The 17,751-nt window shown below is 54.5% G+C and carries 22 protein-coding genes; 10 read left to right on the plus strand and 12 right to left on the minus strand.

Going from position 1 to position 17,751, the window contains the following annotated elements; genetic code table 11:
- Positions 1–28: 28 nt before the first annotated feature.
- Positions 29–550 carry a ribosome biogenesis factor YjgA gene (yjgA, locus tag ACXUPB_RS08360; protein WP_008958645.1) on the minus strand — a complete coding sequence of 174 codons (522 nt, stop codon included), beginning with the start codon at positions 548–550 and terminating at the stop codon, positions 29–31.
- 108 nt (positions 551–658) lie between these two features.
- On the opposite strand from yjgA, the gene pmbA reads away from it, so the two are divergent.
- Entirely contained in the window at positions 659–1,999 is a 1,341-nt protein-coding gene (pmbA, locus tag ACXUPB_RS08365) for a metalloprotease PmbA (RefSeq protein WP_472956211.1), read from the plus strand.
- A 3-nt stretch (positions 2,000–2,002) separates the two neighbouring features.
- Here pmbA and ACXUPB_RS08370 read toward each other — a convergent pair whose 3' ends face one another.
- From ACXUPB_RS08370 to ACXUPB_RS08415, 10 genes are all read right to left on the minus strand, one after another.
- Positions 2,003–2,272 (minus strand): HPr family phosphocarrier protein, encoded by a 270-nt coding sequence (locus ACXUPB_RS08370; protein WP_008958647.1) that lies wholly within the window; start codon positions 2,270–2,272, stop codon positions 2,003–2,005.
- 45 nt (positions 2,273–2,317) lie between these two features.
- The gene (gene rapZ, locus ACXUPB_RS08375) at positions 2,318–3,250 is read right to left on the minus strand and encodes an RNase adapter RapZ (RefSeq protein WP_472956213.1); all 933 of its coding nucleotides are present in this window, start codon (positions 3,248–3,250) and stop codon (positions 2,318–2,320) included.
- A gap of 89 nt (positions 3,251–3,339) precedes the next feature.
- A complete protein-coding gene (locus ACXUPB_RS08380; protein ID WP_008958649.1) occupies positions 3,340–3,810 on the minus strand; it encodes a PTS sugar transporter subunit IIA in 471 nt (156 codons plus the stop codon).
- A gap of 4 nt (positions 3,811–3,814) precedes the next feature.
- Positions 3,815–4,123, minus strand: a complete 309-nt coding sequence (gene hpf / locus ACXUPB_RS08385) for a ribosome hibernation-promoting factor, HPF/YfiA family (RefSeq protein ID WP_007114683.1) — start codon at positions 4,121–4,123, stop codon at positions 3,815–3,817.
- Between the two features lie 98 nt (positions 4,124–4,221).
- Positions 4,222–5,637, minus strand: coding sequence for an RNA polymerase factor sigma-54 (locus tag ACXUPB_RS08390; protein ID WP_472956217.1), 1,416 nt, complete (start codon positions 5,635–5,637; stop codon positions 4,222–4,224).
- 123 nt (positions 5,638–5,760) lie between these two features.
- Complete coding sequence (gene lptB, locus ACXUPB_RS08395; RefSeq protein ID WP_472956218.1) at positions 5,761–6,510, minus strand: LPS export ABC transporter ATP-binding protein; 750 nt, start codon at positions 6,508–6,510, stop codon at positions 5,761–5,763.
- A gap of 11 nt (positions 6,511–6,521) precedes the next feature.
- Positions 6,522–7,013 carry a lipopolysaccharide transport periplasmic protein LptA gene (lptA, locus tag ACXUPB_RS08400; RefSeq protein ID WP_335597201.1) on the minus strand — a complete coding sequence of 164 codons (492 nt, stop codon included), beginning with the start codon at positions 7,011–7,013 and terminating at the stop codon, positions 6,522–6,524.
- A gap of 11 nt (positions 7,014–7,024) precedes the next feature.
- A complete protein-coding gene (gene lptC, locus ACXUPB_RS08405) occupies positions 7,025–7,594 on the minus strand; it encodes an LPS export ABC transporter periplasmic protein LptC (RefSeq protein ID WP_336272951.1) in 570 nt (189 codons plus the stop codon).
- Positions 7,594–8,136: a KdsC family phosphatase gene (locus ACXUPB_RS08410; RefSeq protein ID WP_472956220.1), complete on the minus strand. Its 543-nt coding sequence runs from the start codon at positions 8,134–8,136 to the stop codon at positions 7,594–7,596. The genes lptC and ACXUPB_RS08410 overlap by 1 nt, the downstream gene beginning before the upstream one ends.
- Positions 8,137–8,199: 63 nt before the next feature.
- A complete protein-coding gene (locus ACXUPB_RS08415; RefSeq protein ID WP_179914817.1) occupies positions 8,200–9,186 on the minus strand; it encodes a KpsF/GutQ family sugar-phosphate isomerase in 987 nt (328 codons plus the stop codon).
- Between the two features lie 317 nt (positions 9,187–9,503).
- Here ACXUPB_RS08415 and ACXUPB_RS08420 point away from each other — a divergent pair, with 317 nt between their 5' ends.
- The 9 genes from ACXUPB_RS08420 (at position 9,504) to hisD (ending at position 16,399) form a co-directional block, all read left to right on the plus strand.
- Positions 9,504–10,325 carry an ABC transporter ATP-binding protein gene (locus ACXUPB_RS08420; RefSeq protein ID WP_336272949.1) on the plus strand — a complete coding sequence of 274 codons (822 nt, stop codon included), beginning with the start codon at positions 9,504–9,506 and terminating at the stop codon, positions 10,323–10,325.
- A 36-nt stretch (positions 10,326–10,361) separates the two neighbouring features.
- Positions 10,362–11,162: a lipid asymmetry maintenance ABC transporter permease subunit MlaE gene (gene mlaE, locus ACXUPB_RS08425; RefSeq protein ID WP_336272948.1), complete on the plus strand. Its 801-nt coding sequence runs from the start codon at positions 10,362–10,364 to the stop codon at positions 11,160–11,162.
- Positions 11,163–11,178: 16 nt separating this feature from the next.
- Complete coding sequence (mlaD, locus tag ACXUPB_RS08430) at positions 11,179–11,643, plus strand: outer membrane lipid asymmetry maintenance protein MlaD (protein WP_179914819.1); 465 nt, start codon at positions 11,179–11,181, stop codon at positions 11,641–11,643.
- Positions 11,644–11,717: 74 nt separating this feature from the next.
- Complete coding sequence (locus ACXUPB_RS08435) at positions 11,718–12,359, plus strand: MlaC/ttg2D family ABC transporter substrate-binding protein (protein ID WP_339886034.1); 642 nt, start codon at positions 11,718–11,720, stop codon at positions 12,357–12,359.
- Positions 12,356–12,694, plus strand: coding sequence for an STAS domain-containing protein (locus ACXUPB_RS08440; RefSeq protein WP_472956224.1), 339 nt, complete (start codon positions 12,356–12,358; stop codon positions 12,692–12,694). Before ACXUPB_RS08435 ends, ACXUPB_RS08440 begins: the two co-directional genes overlap by 4 nt.
- 108 nt (positions 12,695–12,802) lie before the next feature.
- Positions 12,803–13,054: a BolA family protein gene (locus tag ACXUPB_RS08445; protein WP_007114696.1), complete on the plus strand. Its 252-nt coding sequence runs from the start codon at positions 12,803–12,805 to the stop codon at positions 13,052–13,054.
- A gap of 10 nt (positions 13,055–13,064) precedes the next feature.
- Complete coding sequence (gene murA, locus ACXUPB_RS08450) at positions 13,065–14,327, plus strand: UDP-N-acetylglucosamine 1-carboxyvinyltransferase (RefSeq protein ID WP_472956225.1); 1,263 nt, start codon at positions 13,065–13,067, stop codon at positions 14,325–14,327.
- A gap of 76 nt (positions 14,328–14,403) precedes the next feature.
- Positions 14,404–15,057 carry an ATP phosphoribosyltransferase gene (gene hisG, locus ACXUPB_RS08455; protein WP_472956226.1) on the plus strand — a complete coding sequence of 218 codons (654 nt, stop codon included), beginning with the start codon at positions 14,404–14,406 and terminating at the stop codon, positions 15,055–15,057.
- Between the two features lie 13 nt (positions 15,058–15,070).
- Positions 15,071–16,399, plus strand: a complete 1,329-nt coding sequence (gene hisD, locus ACXUPB_RS08460; RefSeq protein WP_472956228.1) for a histidinol dehydrogenase — start codon at positions 15,071–15,073, stop codon at positions 16,397–16,399.
- 41 nt (positions 16,400–16,440) lie between these two features.
- On the opposite strand, the gene ACXUPB_RS08465 is transcribed toward hisD, so the two are convergent.
- Positions 16,441–17,706, minus strand: coding sequence for a Do family serine endopeptidase (locus tag ACXUPB_RS08465; protein ID WP_176303093.1), 1,266 nt, complete (start codon positions 17,704–17,706; stop codon positions 16,441–16,443).
- Positions 17,707–17,751 lie beyond the last annotated feature (45 nt).

Below are 17,751 nucleotides of genomic sequence, written 5' to 3' on the forward strand. Positions count from 1 at the left end.
TTCAAGAACTGCTTTTAAAGCGCCTGTTTTAAAGCGCTAAGGTTTCGCGAAGGTGTTTGAAGAGCTTACGCGAGCTGGTCGGTGGTTTGCCCTGCTCGCGTTCGCGCTGGGCGTTGCGAATTAATTGACGCAGCGTTTGGCGGTCCGCATCGGGATGCTCCGCCATGAACAGGTCAACAGCATCATCGCCTTCGTCAATTAAGCGTTCACGCCATTTTTCGAGACGGTGAAACGCGTGGTCGCGCTGTTCCTGCTCTTGATCAATGGAATCGAACACGCCTTGGATGGCGGCGAGGTCCTCTTTACGGATAAGTTTGCCGACGTACTGCATATGGCGGCGGCGGCCTTCATGAGAACGAATGCGCGAGGTTTCCTCGATAGCGCGCAGCATATCGTCAGAAAGGGGAAAGCGGGCGCGCTCTGCCGGTCGCATGGCGATTAACGTTTCCCCAAGTGCCTGTAAGGCATGCATTTCGCGTTTGAGTTGCGACTTGCTTGGGCGTTCTTCCTGCTCTTCTACTTCAACGGGGTCGGGACGTTGCTTACGCATAGTGTGGCTCACAGATAAAATTCGTTGCGGCATTATACCAGCTGCGAGTACAACATTGATTCGCCGAAGACATTCTCTTGGAGACATTCGGTTGAGAAAGGAGGCCATATGGCACAGGCATTTGATGCATCCGCGCAGCAGTCGTTACTGACCGCGCGGGCCGAAGAGGCGCTAGCGCTGGCAAAGCGCTTGGGCGCGGATGCTGCCGAAGTAGGCGCAAGCGTCGATCAGGGAATAGGTGTGAGCGTACGCCAGGGCGAAGTTGAAACGGTTGAGTTATCCCGAGATCAGGGCATCGCCGTGACGCTTTACGTAGGCCAGCGTAAAGGTAGTGCCTCATCAACGGATGCTAGCAGCGCCTCGATCCAGGCTGCGGTAGAAAAAGCGCTGGCGATTGCCCGCTATACCGGAGAAGATCCGGCCGCCGGGTTGGCCGATGCATCGTTGATGGCCACCGAGTTACCCGATCTGGAAGTGCATTACCCCTGGGCACTCACAACCGATGAGGCGATCGAGCTAGCGCTTGCTTGCGAGCAGGCGGGGCGTGATGTTGACGGTATCTCGCAGTCAGATGGCGCATCACTTTCGAGTGGCGAAGGCGTGCGCGTTTATGCCAATAGCCACGGCTTTTTAGGTACCCAAAAGGGCAGTAGTCACTCTCTTTCATGCATGCTGATTGCCCAGGATGCGAGCGGTATGCAGCGCGACTATGACTACACTTCTGCACGCGATCCCAAGGCACTGCGCGACCCCGCCGAGGTGGGCCGTGAGGCCGCCGAGCGTACGCTGCGCAGGCTCGGCGCAAAACGTCCGCCCACGGGCACCTTTCCAGTGCTATTTGACCCGTCGCTGTCCAGTGGATTGATTGGTCATTTACTGAGTGGTTTAGCAGGTGGTGCTTTATATCGCCAAGCCTCTTTTCTGTGTGATCGGCTTGGCACGCCGCTGTTTCCCGATTGGTTCAGCCTTGAAGAACGTCCAATGGAAATCGGTGCCACAGCGAGTTCGCCGTTTGATGGCGAGGGCGTGCAAACCCGTAATAATCGTTTTATCGATCAGGGCAGCATTGCCAGCTATATGCTCTCTTCCTACAGTGCTCGTCGGCTGGGTTTGCAAACCACGGGCAATGCTGGTGGGGCACGAAATGTGCGTTTAGTGGCACCACTGCAATCCCGTGACAGTCTATTAAAAGAGATGGGGCGGGGTATTTGGGTAACCGAGCTGATGGGGCAGGGCGTTAACGGCGTGACCGGTGATTACTCACGTGGCGCTGCAGGGTTTTGGGTAGAGGATGGAAAAGTACAGTACCCGATCGAGGAGTTTACGATCGCTGGGAACCTGGAGCGGATGTTTGCCGGGTTAGTGGGGATTGGCGATGACACCGATACCCGTGGCAGTGTTCACACGGGTAGTTGGTTAATTGATGCCATGACCGTAGCGGGAGATTAAAAGCTACTGATCTTCCTCAAAACGAGCATCGAACAGCGCTTGAATAGCATCAAGCGCCTGTTCGGCGTCATCGCCTTCAGCGTTGATGGTTAGCTCGGTACCGCAAGGGGCCGCGAGCATCAGCAGTGACATGATGTTGGCGGCGTCAGCGACCTGTTGCTGTTTTTGAACACGTATTGTCGCCGTGAACTGTTGGCCGCATTTTACCAGTTTGGTCGCCGCGCGTGCATGCAGGCCGCGTTGATTGGTAAGTGTGAGAATTCTTTCTGGCACCCTGGTTCCTTTTCGCCGAGTGGTGTCATTAATGGATAGAAGCGCTTAAGAAGTTGCTTGCTGCTCGTCGGTTTGGGATGTGCTGGCAGGCGGAGCAGCTAGCTGTTCATTTAATGTGTACTGCAAGCCTAACTCGCGATGACGTAATTGAATTTCGCCCATACTGTGTACTAATCGCTCTGCTAGCTGTTCGACCATATAGACCGAGCGGTGTTGCCCACCGGTGCAGCCAATCGCGATAGTCATGTAGCTACGCTGGCTATCTTGGTAAGCGGGCAGCCAGCGCTCAAGCCAAGCCTGAATATCGTTAGTCATGGCGTCTACGATGGGATAACCGCTTAAGAAGGCCACTATGTTCGCATCGCGGCCTGTGAATTGGCGTAGCGTTGGATCCCAATATGGGTTTGGCAGGCAGCGCACGTCGAAAACCAAATCAGCATCCAGCGGTACACCGCGCTTATAACCAAACGATTCAAGCGTCAGCGTGAGCTTATCGCGTCTCTGATGGGCGACCTGGTCAGTAATGCGACGACGTAAATCGTGAACCGATAGACGCGAGGTATCGATCAATAAATCAGCCAGATCACGAATATCGTGTAGCGTCTCTTCTTCTTTATTGATGGCTTCTTCAAGTGTCATTTCGCTGTCGCGCGTGAGCGGGTGGCGACGACGAGTGGCGGAGTAACGCTCAAGCAATATGCGGGCGTCCGTGGTCAGATAGATCACTTGAAAATCAATTTTACGTTGCCGCAGCTCCTCTAGCATAGAGGGCAGTCGCTCTAGCGCGCCAGGCAAGTTACGGGCGTCAATGCTGACCGCTAAATGGGCACGGTCGCCTTTGTCGCGTAGTTCGTCCACCAACGAACCCAGCAGCATGGCAGGAAGGTTATCAATCGCATAATAGCCAAGATCTTCAAGCGCTTGTAAGGCGATAGATTTACCTGACCCAGAGCGGCCGCTAATGATCACAAGTTGCATAGGGTCTCTCTTTGCTTTGATCAAGCTGCGTTAAGGGTGGCGAGCGCAAAACAACCTGCCGTTGAGTACCGCTTGGCAGGTTTAGGCTTTCAGGAGGTTGTTTGCTCACGAATTTTAGCGGTAAGCAACTCAAGTAGTTCGCGCTGGCTGCCTGCTTTACGCAGTTTCTGACGCGTATCCGCATCGTTCATGATGGTCGCTACCTGGCCGAGCAGAGAGAGATGTGTGTCATCAGCCTCTTCTGGAACTAGCAATACAAATACCAGATCCACCGGGTCGCCGTCGATAGCATCAAAATCAATCGCTTCTGCGAGTTTTAAAAAACCAGCAATCGGGGCCGAGCAGTGAGGACTACGCGCATGGGGAATAGCCACGCCGTTACCAATCCCGGTACTGCCTAAGCGCTCACGGCCAATTAAACGGCTAAACACTTCTTGGCTGTCCAGACTGGGGATATTTTGGGCAATAAAGGTGCTGAAAAATTCCAGCACCCTTTTTTTGCTGCCCCCGGGTACGTCAAAGAGAACACGTTCCGGGGGGAGTATGGTTTCCAACGTCATTGAATTAACGCACGCCTGCGCCTTGGGCGCGAGCTTGTGCTTTTTCCTTATGTTTAACGAGTTGCCGATCAATTTTGTCCGCTAATGCGTCAATAGCGGCGTACATATCACTGTCTAGGGCTTCCGCATGTAAATCAGCACCTGCTGCGTGCAGCGTACAGGCGGCCTGCTGGCGCTCTTTCTCCACAGATAAGGTGACTTGCACCGTGGTTATGTTGTCGTAATGGCGCTCTACACGTTCAAGCTTTTCGTTGACATAGTCACGCAAGGCGTCAGTCAGTTCTACGTGATGACCAGTGATATTAACTTGCATTGACGTACTCCTTATCCATCGGACTGTACTTCGATTGTAACCCTTTTTGCCGCGTTGCAAAGCCCTTGTCGAGAGTTTCCCTAAAACGTTGATTTGTGCTAGCGCAAACGACGTCGCTCGCTAGAGGAGGGAATGCCCATGGCTTCACGGTATTTAGCCACCGTTCGACGCGCTACTTGAATTCCCCACTCTCCTAATAGCGTGACTAAGCGGCTATCAGAAAGCGGCTTGCCTGGCGGCTCCTCTTGAACCAATTTCTTAAGCCGAGCGCGAATAGCGGTGCTTGAATGGCTGTCACCATCCTGGCTGCTGACTTGGCTTGAGAAAAAGTATTTGAGTTCAAATACGCCGCGAGGCGTATGAATAAATTTCTGAGTGGTTACCCGGGAAATAGTCGATTCGTGCATTTCCACGGCCTCGGCGATATCGGCCAATATGAGCGGCTTCATGGCTTCTTCGCCGTGTTCTAAAAAGCCAATTTGCCGGGTGATAATCTCGCGTCCAACGCGCAGTAGCGTATCGTTGCGGCTAGAGAGGCTCTTGATCAGCCAGCGTGCTTCCTGCAGGTGTTCTTTTAAAAACTGATTGTCCTGACTTTTATCCGCACGCTTTATTAAGCTTGCGTAGTCGGGCTGAATGCGCAGCCTTGGCAATGCCTCAGGATTGAGCTCTAAGTGCCAGCCTTCGTGGTCATGGCGTACGACCAGGTCGGGCGTTACATAACTATCATCGGTATCGCCATAGGCGCTGCCCGGGCGTGGATCAAGGCTACGAATGAGGAGAATGACATCAGCCAGCTGGTCATCATCGAGTCCCAGGCGGCGTTTTAGTAAGCGCATGTCATCTTTGCCGAGCGCTTCCAGAAACTGCCGTACTAAGCGGCGGGCAGGAACCAGCAACGGCGTATCATCGGGAAGAATGGCCAGCTGCAGCATCAGGCACTCCCGCAGGTCGCGGGCGAATATCCCTGTTGGCTCAAATTGCTGAAGTTTAAGCAGAATAGTTTCCACTTCGCGCTGGCTAAGCCCATCGACACCTTGGGCGCGAAGCCCTTCACGGATATCGTTGAGCGGCTGAGTTAAATAGCCATTAGCATCTAACGCGTCGATAAGACTTTCTGCGACAAGTTGCTCTCGCGCGCCAAAATCAGTCATGGCAAGCTGCCACAGCAAGTGCCCATGAAGACTCTGGCCAGCCGCTTGGCGCTCAAAATCAGGTCCTTCGCTGCTGGTGCCACCGTGACTGCCCATATCTTGGTAGGTATCAGACCAGTCACTATCTACCGAGAGCTCGGTGGGAATGCTCTCTGACCACTCTTCCTCTTTGGGCTCGCTGACAGCCTGTTCGCCAAATTCATCCTCTTGGTCCAGCATGGGGTTGGCATCTAGGGCCTGCTGAATTTCTTGACGTAAGTCCAGCGTTGATAGCTGTAGCAGGGCAATGGCCTGCTGCAGCTGAGGTGTCATGGTCAGCTGTGTGCCCATGCGCAGTTGAAGAGAAGCTTTCATGACCATCTGAGAACCACTCGTTAATCAGAATGCTCCACCCTAGTGCGAGTAGGTCTCAGGTGCAAGTGCAATAAGCATGCCATTGGTAGTAAAGTTGTTGTAGAGCGCTAATTAGAAGTGAAAAATAAGCTAGAGGCGGAAATCAGCGCCTAAATAAACCTCCCTCACTTTCTGGTTAGTGAGTATCGAGGCTGGAGAGCCGCTGGCGATGATTTGACCATCGCCCACGATGTAGGCGATATCACAAATATCCAGGGTTTCGCGAACGTTGTGGTCGGTAATCAGTACGCCGATGTGGCGCTGTTTTAATGCCCGAATAATGGTTTTGATCTCGCCCACCGAAATGGGGTCTACGCCAGCAAAGGGCTCGTCCAGCAGAATGAATGCGGGTTCTGTCGCCAGTGAGCGAGCAATCTCCACACGCCTGCGTTCACCGCCTGAAAGGCTCATGCCCAGGTTGTCGCGAATATGGGTAATGTGAAAATCTTCAAGTAGCGCTTCCAGGCGCTGCTCGCGGTCGCGACGGCTGAGCTCTTTGCGCGTTTCGAGTATCGCCATAATATTATCGGCAACCGATAATTTACGAAAAATAGACGCTTCTTGCGGAAGGTAGCCGATACCCGCCGCAGCGCGTTCATGCATTGGGGCGCGGGTTAGATCTACATCGTCGATACCCACTTTGCCAGCATCGGATTTCACCAGCCCCACAATCATATAAAAAGAGGTGGTTTTGCCTGCACCGTTGGGGCCGAGCAAGCCCACAACGCTGCCTTGGGAGATCTCTAAATTGATGTCTTTAACGACTCGGCGTCGCTTATAGCTTTTGGCCAAGTGGTGGGCATATAGGGTTTTGATTGGCGCAGTGTCTGTAGTTGCCAAGGCTTGGCTCCCTATTGTTCGGGCTGAAGCGTCATACGTATGCGCTGGGTTTCGCTGCCGTCAACGTCAGAGCGGGCCTGAATCACTTCACGGTCAATGAAATATTCAAGGCGACCGCCGGTGAAGGTGTCTTCTTGTTGCGTTAATTCGGCTTGGTCGATCAGCTCAACGCGGCGTTCAGCGACATGATAAATAATGCGCCTTGCCCAACCTTCTGTAGGGCCTTCTTGCCCTTCAGCTTGATGACGTAAGTAAGCGCGCTCACCGGTGGAGGTCGCGCGGGAGAGCTCGCCTGCCTCGTTGCGTTCGATCTCTACTCGCTCGCCACGTAATTGCATTCCGCCTTGGCGAATATCGACATTGCCTGTATAGACAGCGGTTCCCGCTCGCTGGTCAAGGTCTAAACGGTCGGCTTCAACTTCTACCGGGGCCTGGCTGTTTTGGGCCAGTGCCGAGAGTGGTACCGCAAGGGCAAAAAGGGCGGTATATAGCAGTGATTTCATGGCAAATCCTGTTAGCGTTGCGTGGCCGGAGGGTGCGTGCCACGCACATTATCAGTTAAGCGCACTTGGCTTTCGTTAAGCCAGACGTCCATGCGCGACGCGTTCATTTGCTGGGGCGGCTGTTGTAGCACTACCGGTGTTTCACTCCACGCATGCTGTTTTAGCCCGTCATAGTGCAATAATTCAGTGTCTAACTGCCAACCTTCATCCGGTGCGATCAGGCGAGCCGCGCCTGACATCAGCAAGGCCTGAGTGGACGTGTTAAGCGTGCCTACATCAGCGCTAGCTAGCCACTGGCGGTTTTCGCTATCGTATAAAATAGCTTCGGGCTCTTCCGTCCAGGTTTCACTACGCTGCGGCGTATGGATCAGGCGTGGGGTTTTAAGCGCCTGTAATACGCTGCCATTTTCACCGAAAAGGGTGATCTCAGCGTTTTCCAGTACGTGGCCTGGCTCCTGGGCCTGCGCTTCAGGGTCAATGGCCGTGTCTTGAGGCCCCCGTGGGTCAAGCCACACCAGTAGAGCCCCCAGGGCTACGACCAGCCCGGCTAACCAAATGCGTACTTTTACCTGCTTCACCATTAGGTGCGACCGTGAAGATAGGTGTCTAGCACCGCGCCCCAGTGCCCTTGAGATTCAAGCACTGTGTCACAGATTTCACGTACGGCGCCGTGGCCACCTAGACGTTCCGTGGTCCAGTCGGCGTGGGTATGCATGTAATCTGGCGCATTAGGGACGGTAATGCCGACACCGCAACGCTTAATAGCGGCCAAGTCAGGCAGGTCGTCACCACAGTAGGCCACCTGCTCTAACTCTATATCGAGACGCTGGCAAAGCCCGCGCAGGGTGGCAAGCTTGTCTTCACAGCCTTGATGGACCAGGTCGATGCCCAGTGATGCGGCGCGCTGGCTCACCATGGGAGAGTCGCGGCCCGTCACCAGCGCTACATGTATACCCACTCGCTTGAGAAGCTTCAGCCCATGACCATCCTGAGTATGAAATGCTTTGATTTCGATACCGTCAGCCTGGAAGTAGAGGCGGCCGTCGGTCAGTACGCCGTCAACATCCAATGCTAATAGGCGCACGCGGCGGAGTCGATCAAGTAGCGCATTAGGTAAGGTCATAGAACCTCCTTATCATTAAATTCGTAAAGCGGGTCGGTAATATTGCTGAATGACGCCGCTGTCTTAAATAACGCCGCTGGCAAGCAGGTCATGCATATGTAGCGCCCCGATAGGACGCTGTTGTTCATCAACCACTGCTAGCGCCGTAATGCGGCTCTCTTCCATGATACGTACCGCTTCCGCCGCCAGGATGTCGGGGGCGATGCGCTTGCCCGGCCGGGTCATTACATCGTCAACGATGACATCGCGCAGGTTGTGAAACTGGTCGAGCGTGCGTCGAAGGTCACCGTCAGTGTATACCCCGGCTAGGCGGCCATCGCTATCTACCACGCAGGTAAAGCCTAGCCCTTGACGGGTGATTTCCAATAACGCGTCGCGCAGCGGGCTTCCCAGGGGGACTTGGGGCAGTCGCTCACCGTCGTGCATAAGATCTCTAACGCGCAGCAGCAAGCGTTTGCCTAAGCTGCCACCGGGGTGGGAAAGGGCAAAATCTTCAGCGGTAAAACCGCGCGCTTCCAGCAGCGCCACAGCGAGGGCGTCGCCCAGGGCGAGCGCTGCCGTTGTTGAGCTGGTGGGGGCCAAGTCGAGCGGGCATGCCTCACGCTCTACGCCGCTGTTCAGGTGCGCATCAGCGTGTTTAGCCAGCGTGGAGTTGGGGCGGCCTGTCATACTGACTAGCGGCGTACCCAGGCGTTTAAGCAGCGGTAAGAGCGCAGTGACTTCGGCGGTTTCACCCGAGTTAGACAGCGCCAATACCACATCGGAACGGGTAATCATGCCTAAATCGCCGTGGCTGGCTTCACCAGGGTGAACGAAAAAAGCTGGTGTGCCTGTGCTGGCAAGTGTGGCCGCCAGCTTACCAGCGATATGCCCCGACTTGCCCATGCCGGTCACCACCACGCGGCCTTGGCAGGCGAGAATTAGCTCGCAGGCACGGTCAAAACTTTCGTCTAGTTTGGCTTGAAGGCCGCCAATGGCTGCCTGCTCAATTTGCAGCGTACGCAATGCACTTTCGCGTAGTAGGCTGGGTGGAGCGAGAGGCTGGCGCATAGCGTTTTCTCTTAATCATTGAACATATAAAAAGTAGTAACCGCCAAGAATAACATCTTGACGCCCTTTATAGGCAGTCGTTCAGCTAGTACTTAAGACCGTTAGCCCGGATGCGTTTTGACAATAAGGCGGCCTGCTACCGATTCGCTAACAATAAATGGTTAGACCAGTAGAAATACTCAAGCGTGCCGTCGTGTTTTGTAGCGTTATAGTACAATGTTTGATAATGTTTTAGAAACACTGTTTTATAACCGCGATAGCCGCAAATAGGGTATGATGGCTAACCCAAGTGCGCCTCGTTAAGAGTCAACTGATCCATGACAGATGCTCCATTTATTGAAATTGAAGACCTCCATTTTTCACGTGGCGATCACGAGATTTTTCGCGGCATAAATATGACGATTCCGCGCGGCAAAGTAACCGCGATTATGGGGCCAAGCGGTACTGGTAAAACCACGCTGCTTAAGCTAATCGGCGGGCAGTTGACTCCAGAGCGTGGGCGGATAGTGATTGATGGGCAGGATGTTCATCGGCTGTCTCGTAAGGCGCTATTTACGCTACGCAAGCGGATGGGGATGCTATTTCAAAGTGGCGCACTGTTTTCCGATTTAGATGTATTTGAAAACGTTGCTTTTCCGTTACGCGTACATACTGATTTGCCCGATACCATGGTGCGCGATCTAGTGCTGCTGAAGCTGCAGGCGGTCGGGTTGCGGGGGGCGCGTCACTTGACGCCCGCAGAGCTGTCGGGAGGCATGGCGCGGCGGGTCGCTCTGGCTCGTGCCGTGGCGCTGGACCCGGAGTTGATCCTGTATGACGAACCTTTCGTTGGTCAGGACCCCATCTCGATGGGCGTTTTAGTGCAGCTTATTAAGCGCCTTAATCAAGCGCTGCAACTCACCTCTGTGGTGGTGTCTCACGATATTAAGGAGACGCTGAGCATTGCAGACTATCTCTATTTAATTGCTGATGGTCAGGTGGTTGCCCATGGTACGCCGCAAACCTTAGATACGAATCAAGACCCCAGGGTTAGCCAGTTTATTCATGGCGAGCCTGATGGCCCAGTGCCGTTTCACTATCCCGCTGAGGCATTTTATCGCGATATTTTGGGCGAGCCCCCGATGACAAAGACAGGCTAATGGCTTCAATGCAGGGTAAATACAGGGCAGGGACACATGCAGTCAAAATTTTCTAACGGCACCGCGCGTATTACCCGATTGGGGCGTCGAGGGTGCGATTTAATGGAAGCATTAGGCCGCGCGGGGGTGTTTCTCTTCCAATCCGCTATCGGTGTGCCATCCCGTGAGGGTTGGCGCTTATGGTTGCATCAGATGCATTTTGTCGGTGTGCTCTCACTCGCCATCGTGTTGGTGTCTGGGCTGTTTATCGGCATGGTGCTGGCACTGCAGGGCTATACCATTCTGGTCGATTTCGGCGCTGAGCAGGCGCTTGGGCAGATGGTGGCGCTGTCACTGCTGCGTGAGCTGGCGCCTGTGGTGGCTGCGTTGCTGTTTGCTGGCCGTGCGGGCTCGGCATTGACCGCTGAGATTGGCTTGATGAAAGCCACCGAGCAGCTCACCAGTATGGAGATGATCGGTGTTGATCCGCTGCGCCGGGTGGTCGCTCCGCGGCTATGGGCGGGCTTTGTGTCGCTACCCATTCTAACCGTAGGTTTTAGTGTGGTGGGTATCTGGGGTGGCTACTTGGTGGGCGTGGAGTGGTTGGGCGTTTTCGAGGGCTCTTACTGGAGCAACATGCAGGCCAATGTGGCTTTTGTCAGTGATATTGGCAATGGGATGATCAAAAGCGCTGTGTTTGCGCTGGTGGTGACCTGGATTGCTGTCTTTCAGGGCTACGACCTGGTGCCGACCTCAGAAGGCATATCTCGTGCTACCACACGCACGGTAGTGTATTCGTCGCTTGCAGTTCTGGGGCTTGATTTTGTGTTGACTGCCGTCATGTTTGGCGGCCTTTAATGGGTGGAGCAGTTTCATGAGACGCAGTAAAACCATGGAGTTCGGTGTTGGCCTGTTTATGATTGCTGGCATTTTGGGACTTGTATTCCTCGGCTTGCGTGTTAGTGGACTGACACTCTCCGCGCCCGCTCAGTCGTTTCAGTTGGAGGCCAATTTTGCCAATATTGGTAGCTTAAAACCTCGCGCTCGGGTCACTATGGCGGGGGTGACGGTGGGGCGCGTTGAATCTATTGAGTTGGATACGCAGTGGTTCGATGCACGGGTAGTGCTAAGCCTGGACAGCGAGTTGGAAGGCCAGCTCTCCAGAGACACGATAGCTTCTATTCTTACTGCCGGCTTGTTAGGCGAGCAGTATATCGGCCTTAGCGCAGGCGGTGACCCTGAGATGCTGGAGGAGGGTGACACGATTCGTGATACTCAGTCGGCGCTGGTGCTGGAAGAACTTATCCAGCAATTTGTGTCCAACATGGCAAGTAATTAATGTTTCAACTAATGAGGCACGAGCCCAGTGCATTAACGGGTCGGGAGATAATGGTTATGAAGGGAGTAAACGGGATGGTAAGTCGTTGGTTGCTGGTGGGTATGATCATGGTGGGGTTAGTGTTGCCGCTACAGGCCCTAGCACAGAGCCAGTCCCCTGAAGCATTGGTTCGCGATAATGTTGAATCACTAATGGAAGACCTTGATGGTCGCCAAGATTATTACGCTAATAATCTGGGTGAGCTTGAGGCGTTAGTGGATAGAAATCTCGACCAAGTGGCTGATTTTCGCTATATCGGTGCCAGTGTGATGGGTAACTATTTCCGCAACGCGACCCCAGAACAGCGCAGCCGTTTTGCCGATGTGTTTCGTCAAACGCTGATTGATACCTATACCCGTGGGCTGGTGACATTTGATTATGACGAGCTACGAGTGCTGGATGCCCAGCAAGCGCAGCGCTATGACGATCAAGCTAGTGTCGCGATGGAAGTGGTGGCGAATAATGGTCAAGTGTACCCCGTGAGCTATAGCTTAAGGCTTTCTAATGGCGAGTGGCGGGTGGTCAATGTGATCGTAAATGGCATTAACCTGGGTTTGACGTTCCGCAATCAGTTCGACCAGGCCATGCGCGATAATAATCGCGATTATGATGCTGTCATCGACGGCTGGTCGCCTGAGGTGGGTGTTGAAGAGCTTGAACAGGGAGGCGATGCGTGACAACGCTTTTTACACGCCCCGGTGTCACGGTGGATGCTGAAGACGCTACCCTGCAAGTAGTCGGTGATGTGGATGTGACGTTGGCGGCTGATTTGGCCGCCAGCGGTGTTACGTGGCTCAAGCAAGCCGACTTAACCTCACTAACACTGGATTTTAGCCGCGTTGAAAAAGCCAGCAGTGCTGCCATCAGCGTGCTGTTTGAATGGTTGCGCACGTGTCGGCAGCGCGAAATCCAGGTTCAGGTTATCCGCTTTTCAGTTCCTCTACGCCGCCTTGCCTCATTAGCCGAACTGGATGCATTGATTGATCATCCATCAGCGACCTTGGCTGTTTAGAGCTAGGCCATTTAAAACTACGCCATCGCCAAGCGCGCTACTTTTCTTTATTATGTCGCCCCAATTACGTTTATTAATATTGACGACCCCAAAGGAGTTTTTTGCGCCATGCAACCCAACGAGGTAAAAGCACTGCTTGAATCCCGTATAGACGGATGCCAGTTCCATATTCAGGGTGAAGGCTGTAATTTTCAGGTGATTGCGGTTGGCGATGCCTTTGAAGGTCTCTCTCCGGTCAAGCGTCAGCAGCTCGTCTACGCTGCTCTCAGTGATGAGATCGCCTCTGGCGCGCTCCACGCCATTAGTATCAAAACGTTTACTCCGGCGCAGTGGCAAACTGCACCGGAAAACGTCCAGTAACGGTCGCTCCATGGATAAATTAATCATTACCGGCAATGGTTCGGTAGACGGTGAAGTGTGGGTGAGCGGTGCCAAAAATGCAGCGTTACCCATCTTGTGTGCCAGCCTGCTGGCCGACGGCCCCGTAGTGATTGGTAATTTGCCACACCTGCAGGATATTACCACCACCTTAGAGTTGCTTGGGCGTATGGGGGTTGAGCCGGTAATGGGTGAGAAGCTGAGTATCCAGTTAGATGGTTCTCAGGTGACACAATGCCACGCACCTTATGAGCTGGTTAAGAAGATGCGCGCTTCCATCTTGGTGTTAGGGCCACTGCTTGCCCACTTCGGTAAAGCCGATGTGTCGTTGCCCGGTGGCTGCGCGATTGGTTCGCGGCCGGTGGATTTGCACATCCGCGGTTTAGAGGCCATGGGTGCTGAGATTCGCGTTGAAGCGGGCTACATCCGTGCGCGGGTCGATGGCCGCCTGAAAGGCGCGACGATTTACTTTGATACCGTGACGGTAACCGGTACCGAAAACCTACTGATGGCGGCGACGCTGGCCGATGGCAAAACCGTTCTGGAGAACGCTGCTCGCGAGCCTGAAATCGTCGACTTGGCAGAGTGTTTGATCAAGATGGGCGCTAAAATCAGCGGCCAAGGTACTGACACTATTACCATTGAGGGCGTTGAGAAACTCCACGGCTGTGAACACGATGTCATGCCCGACCGTATTGAAACGGGCACGTTTCTGGTAGCCGCTGCCATGACAGGCGGGCGAGTGAAGGTTAAGCGTACCCGGGCGGATATCCTGGATGCGGTCATCGCTAAGCTGGAAGAGGCGGGTGCTGAGATTACCAGCGGTGACGATTGGATTGCTCTGGATATGCACGGCAAGCGCCCCAAGGCGGTAAATATACGCACGGCTCCTTATCCAGCGTTCCCCACCGATATGCAGGCGCAGTTCGTGGCTATGAACTCAGTGGCCGTGGGGCACTCTCGAGTGGTCGAAACGATCTTCGAGAACCGCTTTATGCACGTTCAAGAGCTTAACCGCATGGGCGCCAATATTGTGCTGGAAGGTAATACCGCTTTGATTGAAGGGGTTGAGAAGCTATCCGGCGCGCCTGTCATGGCGACCGATCTACGCGCTTCCGCTTCGCTGGTGATTGCAGCGATGATGGCCGAAGGGGAAACCCTGGTCGATCGTATCTATCACATTGACCGTGGCTACGAGTGCATCGAAGAAAAATTGCAGTTACTGGGCGCGCGCATTCGCCGTATTCCTGGCTAAACCATGCGACCAAACTCGCTTGCTACGAATTCTGCATGCTACCGGCGGTGCATGCTATTAACCACTGGCCTAAACGATGAGTAAGCAACTGATTTTAGCCCTCTCGAAGGGCCGCATTCTGGAAGAGGCGCTGCCACTGCTGGCCGATGCGGGCATCACGCCCGCCGAGGATCTAAGCAAAAGCCGTAAGCTGCTGTTTGACACCAACTTGCCAGACGTCAAGCTGGTGATTATCCGCGCAACCGACGTGCCCACCTACGTTCAGTTGGGTGCCGCGGATGTGGGTATCGCTGGGAAAGATGTACTGCTTGAGCACGGCGCTGAAGGGCTTTACGAGCCGCTGGATTTGGAGATTGCTCGCTGTAAGTTGATGACGGCGGGCGTTACCGGCCAGTTGCCAGCGCGCGCCCGGCGTCGGGTGGCCACCAAGTTTGTTAACGTGGCCCGCCGTTACTACGCCGAGCAGGGCATTCAAGCCGAAGTGATCAAGCTTTATGGCGCCATGGAGCTTGCGCCCCTGATGAACCTAGCGGACGAAATTGTCGATATCGTTGATACCGGCAATACACTGCGGGCGAATGGAATGGAGCCGCGTGAGTTAATCGCCCATATTAGCACCCGACTAGTGGTGAATAAGGCAGCCATGACCATGAAGCATGAGCGCATTAAGCCGTTACTGGCCCGCCTAGACAGCGCGGTCAAAAAGCGTCAGGCACAGCTTGCCGAATGACATGAGGTGACCCATGAGCGAACCCAATAGCAAACAACGTAATGCCACCATTTCACGCCTGTCGACAAGCGATGCAGACTTTAACCATCAGCTTGATGCGCTGTTAGATTGGGAGGGGGTGTCAGACAAAGCAGTTCAGGCACGCGTAGAAGAAATTCTTGCCAGTGTTAAACAGCGAGGCGACGCCGCAGTAATTGAAGCTACCAACCGCTTTGATAGGCTTTCTGTTAGCTCAATGGACGAATTGCAACTCACACCTGAGCAGTTGAAGAAGGCGTTTGATCACCTGCCTTCTGAGCAGCGTGAAGCGCTTTCCAGTGCTGCCGAGCGCATTAAGCAGTACCACGAGCGCCAAAAGCCCAGCTCCTGGCAATACGAAGAGGCTGACGGCACGGTGCTGGGACAGAAAGTCACCCCACTGGATCGCGCCGGTATCTATGTGCCGGGGGGGAAGGCGGCTTACCCCTCCTCGGTGCTGATGAATGCGATTCCTGCCCATGTGGCCGGTGTCCGAGAGATTGTCATGGTAGTGCCTACGCCGGATGGCGTGCTCAATGAGTTGGTATTGGCTGCGGCCCACCTGGCCGGGGTCGATTATGTCTTCACCATCGGTGGGGCTCAGGCGGTGGCTGCGCTTGCTTATGGCACAGAAACGGTGCCTCGCGTCGACAAGATAGTTGGCCCAGGCAATATTTATGTCGCCACCGCAAAGCGGGCGGTATTTGGACAGGTGGGAATCGACATGATTGCCGGCCCCTCGGAAATCATGGTGGTGTCCGATGGGCTGACTGATCCTGATTGGTTGGCGATGGATCTGTTCTCCCAGGCCGAACACGACGAAGACGCGCAGGCGATCTTGGTGAGCTGGGATAAGGCGCACTTAGCTGCCGTTGAGGCTGCGATTGAGCGCCTGCTGCCGACACTAGAGCGCGAAGAGATTGTGCGTGAATCGCTACGCCGGCGTGGGGCGTTAGTGCTTTGTCAGGACGCCCAAGAAGCGATTACGCTGATTAACCGGATTGCCCCTGAGCATCTGGAACTTTCGGTCGCTGAGCCAGGCACTTGGTTGGACGATATCCGTCACGCCGGGGCGATCTTTATGGGGCGTTACACTGCTGAAGCGCTGGGAGATTATTGCGCGGGGCCCAATCACGTGCTGCCTACCTCTGGAACGGCACGTTTCTCGTCACCGCTAGGTGTCTACGATTTCCAGAAGCGATCTTCGATTATTCACTGCTCGGCAGGCGGTGCATCTGAGCTGGGCAAAATTGCCTCGGTATTGGCGCGAGGCGAGTCATTAACCGCCCACGCCCGTTCAGCTGAGTACCGTATTCGCGATTGAGGCCCACCAAATATCGTGCCAACGCGTTCAAACTGTTACCGCTATGAGTCGCGTTGGCCGGGCACCTCTTCATTAATCGGAATAGCGGGAAGCGGGCGTTCGCCCACTTCTAATGTCATTTCCATGCGCTCGCCGCTGCGCACAATGGTTAACGGCAGCGACGTGCCGGGGGGGATTGAGGCGATTTCGCTCATCGTGGAGCGAGCATCCAGAATGGGCTCTCCGTCCACGGCGAGTAGTACATCGCCAGGCTCTAGACCTGCTTGCGCAGCCGGACCACCGCTGACGACACCGGCAACAATGACGCCTTGAGGTGTTTGCAGCCCAAAGGAGGCCGCGAGTTCGCGTGATAGCGCTTGTGCCTCTATACCCAGCCAGCCACGAATCACACGTCCTTGAGTAACCAGTTCATCTAGGATGCTGTGGGCAAGGTTGGCGGGGATCGCAAAGCCAATACCCTGGGAACCCCCTGAGCGTGAGAAAATGGCGGTATTAATACCCACCATGGCACCGTCAGGGTTGACCAGCGCGCCGCCAGAATTACCTGGATTGATCGCAGCATCTGTCTGAATAAAATCTTCATAGGCGTTGAGCCCTAGGTGATTACGTCCCGTGGCGCTAATAATGCCCATGGTGACGGTCTGGCCCACCCCAAAAGGGTTACCAATGGCTAGCGCTACGTCGCCCACTGCTACGTCGGCAGAATCGGTCAGTTCAATAACCGGCAAGTCGTCCAAATTAATGCGCAGCACGGCTAAATCACTTTCAGGGTCGGTGCCAATCACTTCGGCCAACGTTTCGCGCCCATCACGTAACGCCACCTGAATTTCGTCGGCGCCATTGATAACGTGGTGATTGGTTAATACGTAGCCGTCTTCACTCACAATAACCCCAGAGCCTAGGCTGGAAAGCATCCGCTGGTGAGTCGTCGCATCGTCGCCCTGGCTATCAAAAAATTGCTGGAAGAAGGGGTCCGACATCAGTGGGTGCTGATCGCGTTCCACAATACGTGATGAATAAATGTTAACCACGGCCGGCGCTGCTTGTTCGACTGCTCGTGAATAGCTCACCGGGCCCTTATTGCGGGATAGAGGTGCAGCCTGGTGTATTTCTGGAGCTGGGCGATTAGGGTTGGGTTCCACTGCCGCTGGGACCGTAGAGATCACCGGGGCCGGAGATTGAGGCGCCTGTGGCGGTGAATCACGAAATGGGTTGGGAAGTTGCTCGGGGAGCGCAAACAGGATCACCACAGCGAGCAGTACGCCAGTAACAACAGGCCATAGGTAAGGCAGCACATAGCGTCGCATGTAATAAATTCCTTAACGAGTCAGTCTCACTGTTCGCGATAAAAA

It is taken from the genome of Vreelandella sp. DA03-1M (genome assembly GCF_055725665.1).

Coding starts and splice junctions, on each gene's coding strand:
- yjgA (WP_008958645.1), bottom strand. CDS start 550: ATGCGTAAGCAACGTCCCGACCCCGTTGAAGTAGAAGAGCAGGAAGAA.
- pmbA (WP_472956211.1), top strand. CDS start 659: ATGGCACAGGCATTTGATGCATCCGCGCAGCAGTCGTTACTGACCGCG.
- rapZ (WP_472956213.1), bottom strand. CDS start 3,250: ATGCAACTTGTGATCATTAGCGGCCGCTCTGGGTCAGGTAAATCTATC.
- ACXUPB_RS08380 (WP_008958649.1), bottom strand. CDS start 3,810: ATGACGTTGGAAACCATACTCCCCCCGGAACGTGTTCTCTTTGACGTA.
- hpf (WP_007114683.1), bottom strand. CDS start 4,123: ATGCAAGTTAATATCACTGGTCATCACGTAGAACTGACTGACGCCTTG.
- ACXUPB_RS08390 (WP_472956217.1), bottom strand. CDS start 5,637: ATGGTCATGAAAGCTTCTCTTCAACTGCGCATGGGCACACAGCTGACC.
- lptA (WP_335597201.1), bottom strand. CDS start 7,013: ATGAAATCACTGCTATATACCGCCCTTTTTGCCCTTGCGGTACCACTC.
- lptC (WP_336272951.1), bottom strand. CDS start 7,594: ATGGTGAAGCAGGTAAAAGTACGCATTTGGTTAGCCGGGCTGGTCGTA.
- ACXUPB_RS08410 (WP_472956220.1), bottom strand. CDS start 8,136: ATGACCTTACCTAATGCGCTACTTGATCGACTCCGCCGCGTGCGCCTA.
- ACXUPB_RS08415 (WP_179914817.1), bottom strand. CDS start 9,186: ATGCGCCAGCCTCTCGCTCCACCCAGCCTACTACGCGAAAGTGCATTG.
- ACXUPB_RS08420 (WP_336272949.1), top strand. CDS start 9,504: ATGACAGATGCTCCATTTATTGAAATTGAAGACCTCCATTTTTCACGT.
- mlaE (WP_336272948.1), top strand. CDS start 10,362: ATGCAGTCAAAATTTTCTAACGGCACCGCGCGTATTACCCGATTGGGG.
- mlaD (WP_179914819.1), top strand. CDS start 11,179: ATGAGACGCAGTAAAACCATGGAGTTCGGTGTTGGCCTGTTTATGATT.
- ACXUPB_RS08435 (WP_339886034.1), top strand. CDS start 11,718: ATGGTAAGTCGTTGGTTGCTGGTGGGTATGATCATGGTGGGGTTAGTG.
- ACXUPB_RS08445 (WP_007114696.1), top strand. CDS start 12,803: ATGCAACCCAACGAGGTAAAAGCACTGCTTGAATCCCGTATAGACGGA.
- murA (WP_472956225.1), top strand. CDS start 13,065: ATGGATAAATTAATCATTACCGGCAATGGTTCGGTAGACGGTGAAGTG.
- hisG (WP_472956226.1), top strand. CDS start 14,404: ATGAGTAAGCAACTGATTTTAGCCCTCTCGAAGGGCCGCATTCTGGAA.
- hisD (WP_472956228.1), top strand. CDS start 15,071: ATGAGCGAACCCAATAGCAAACAACGTAATGCCACCATTTCACGCCTG.
- ACXUPB_RS08465 (WP_176303093.1), bottom strand. CDS start 17,706: ATGCGACGCTATGTGCTGCCTTACCTATGGCCTGTTGTTACTGGCGTA.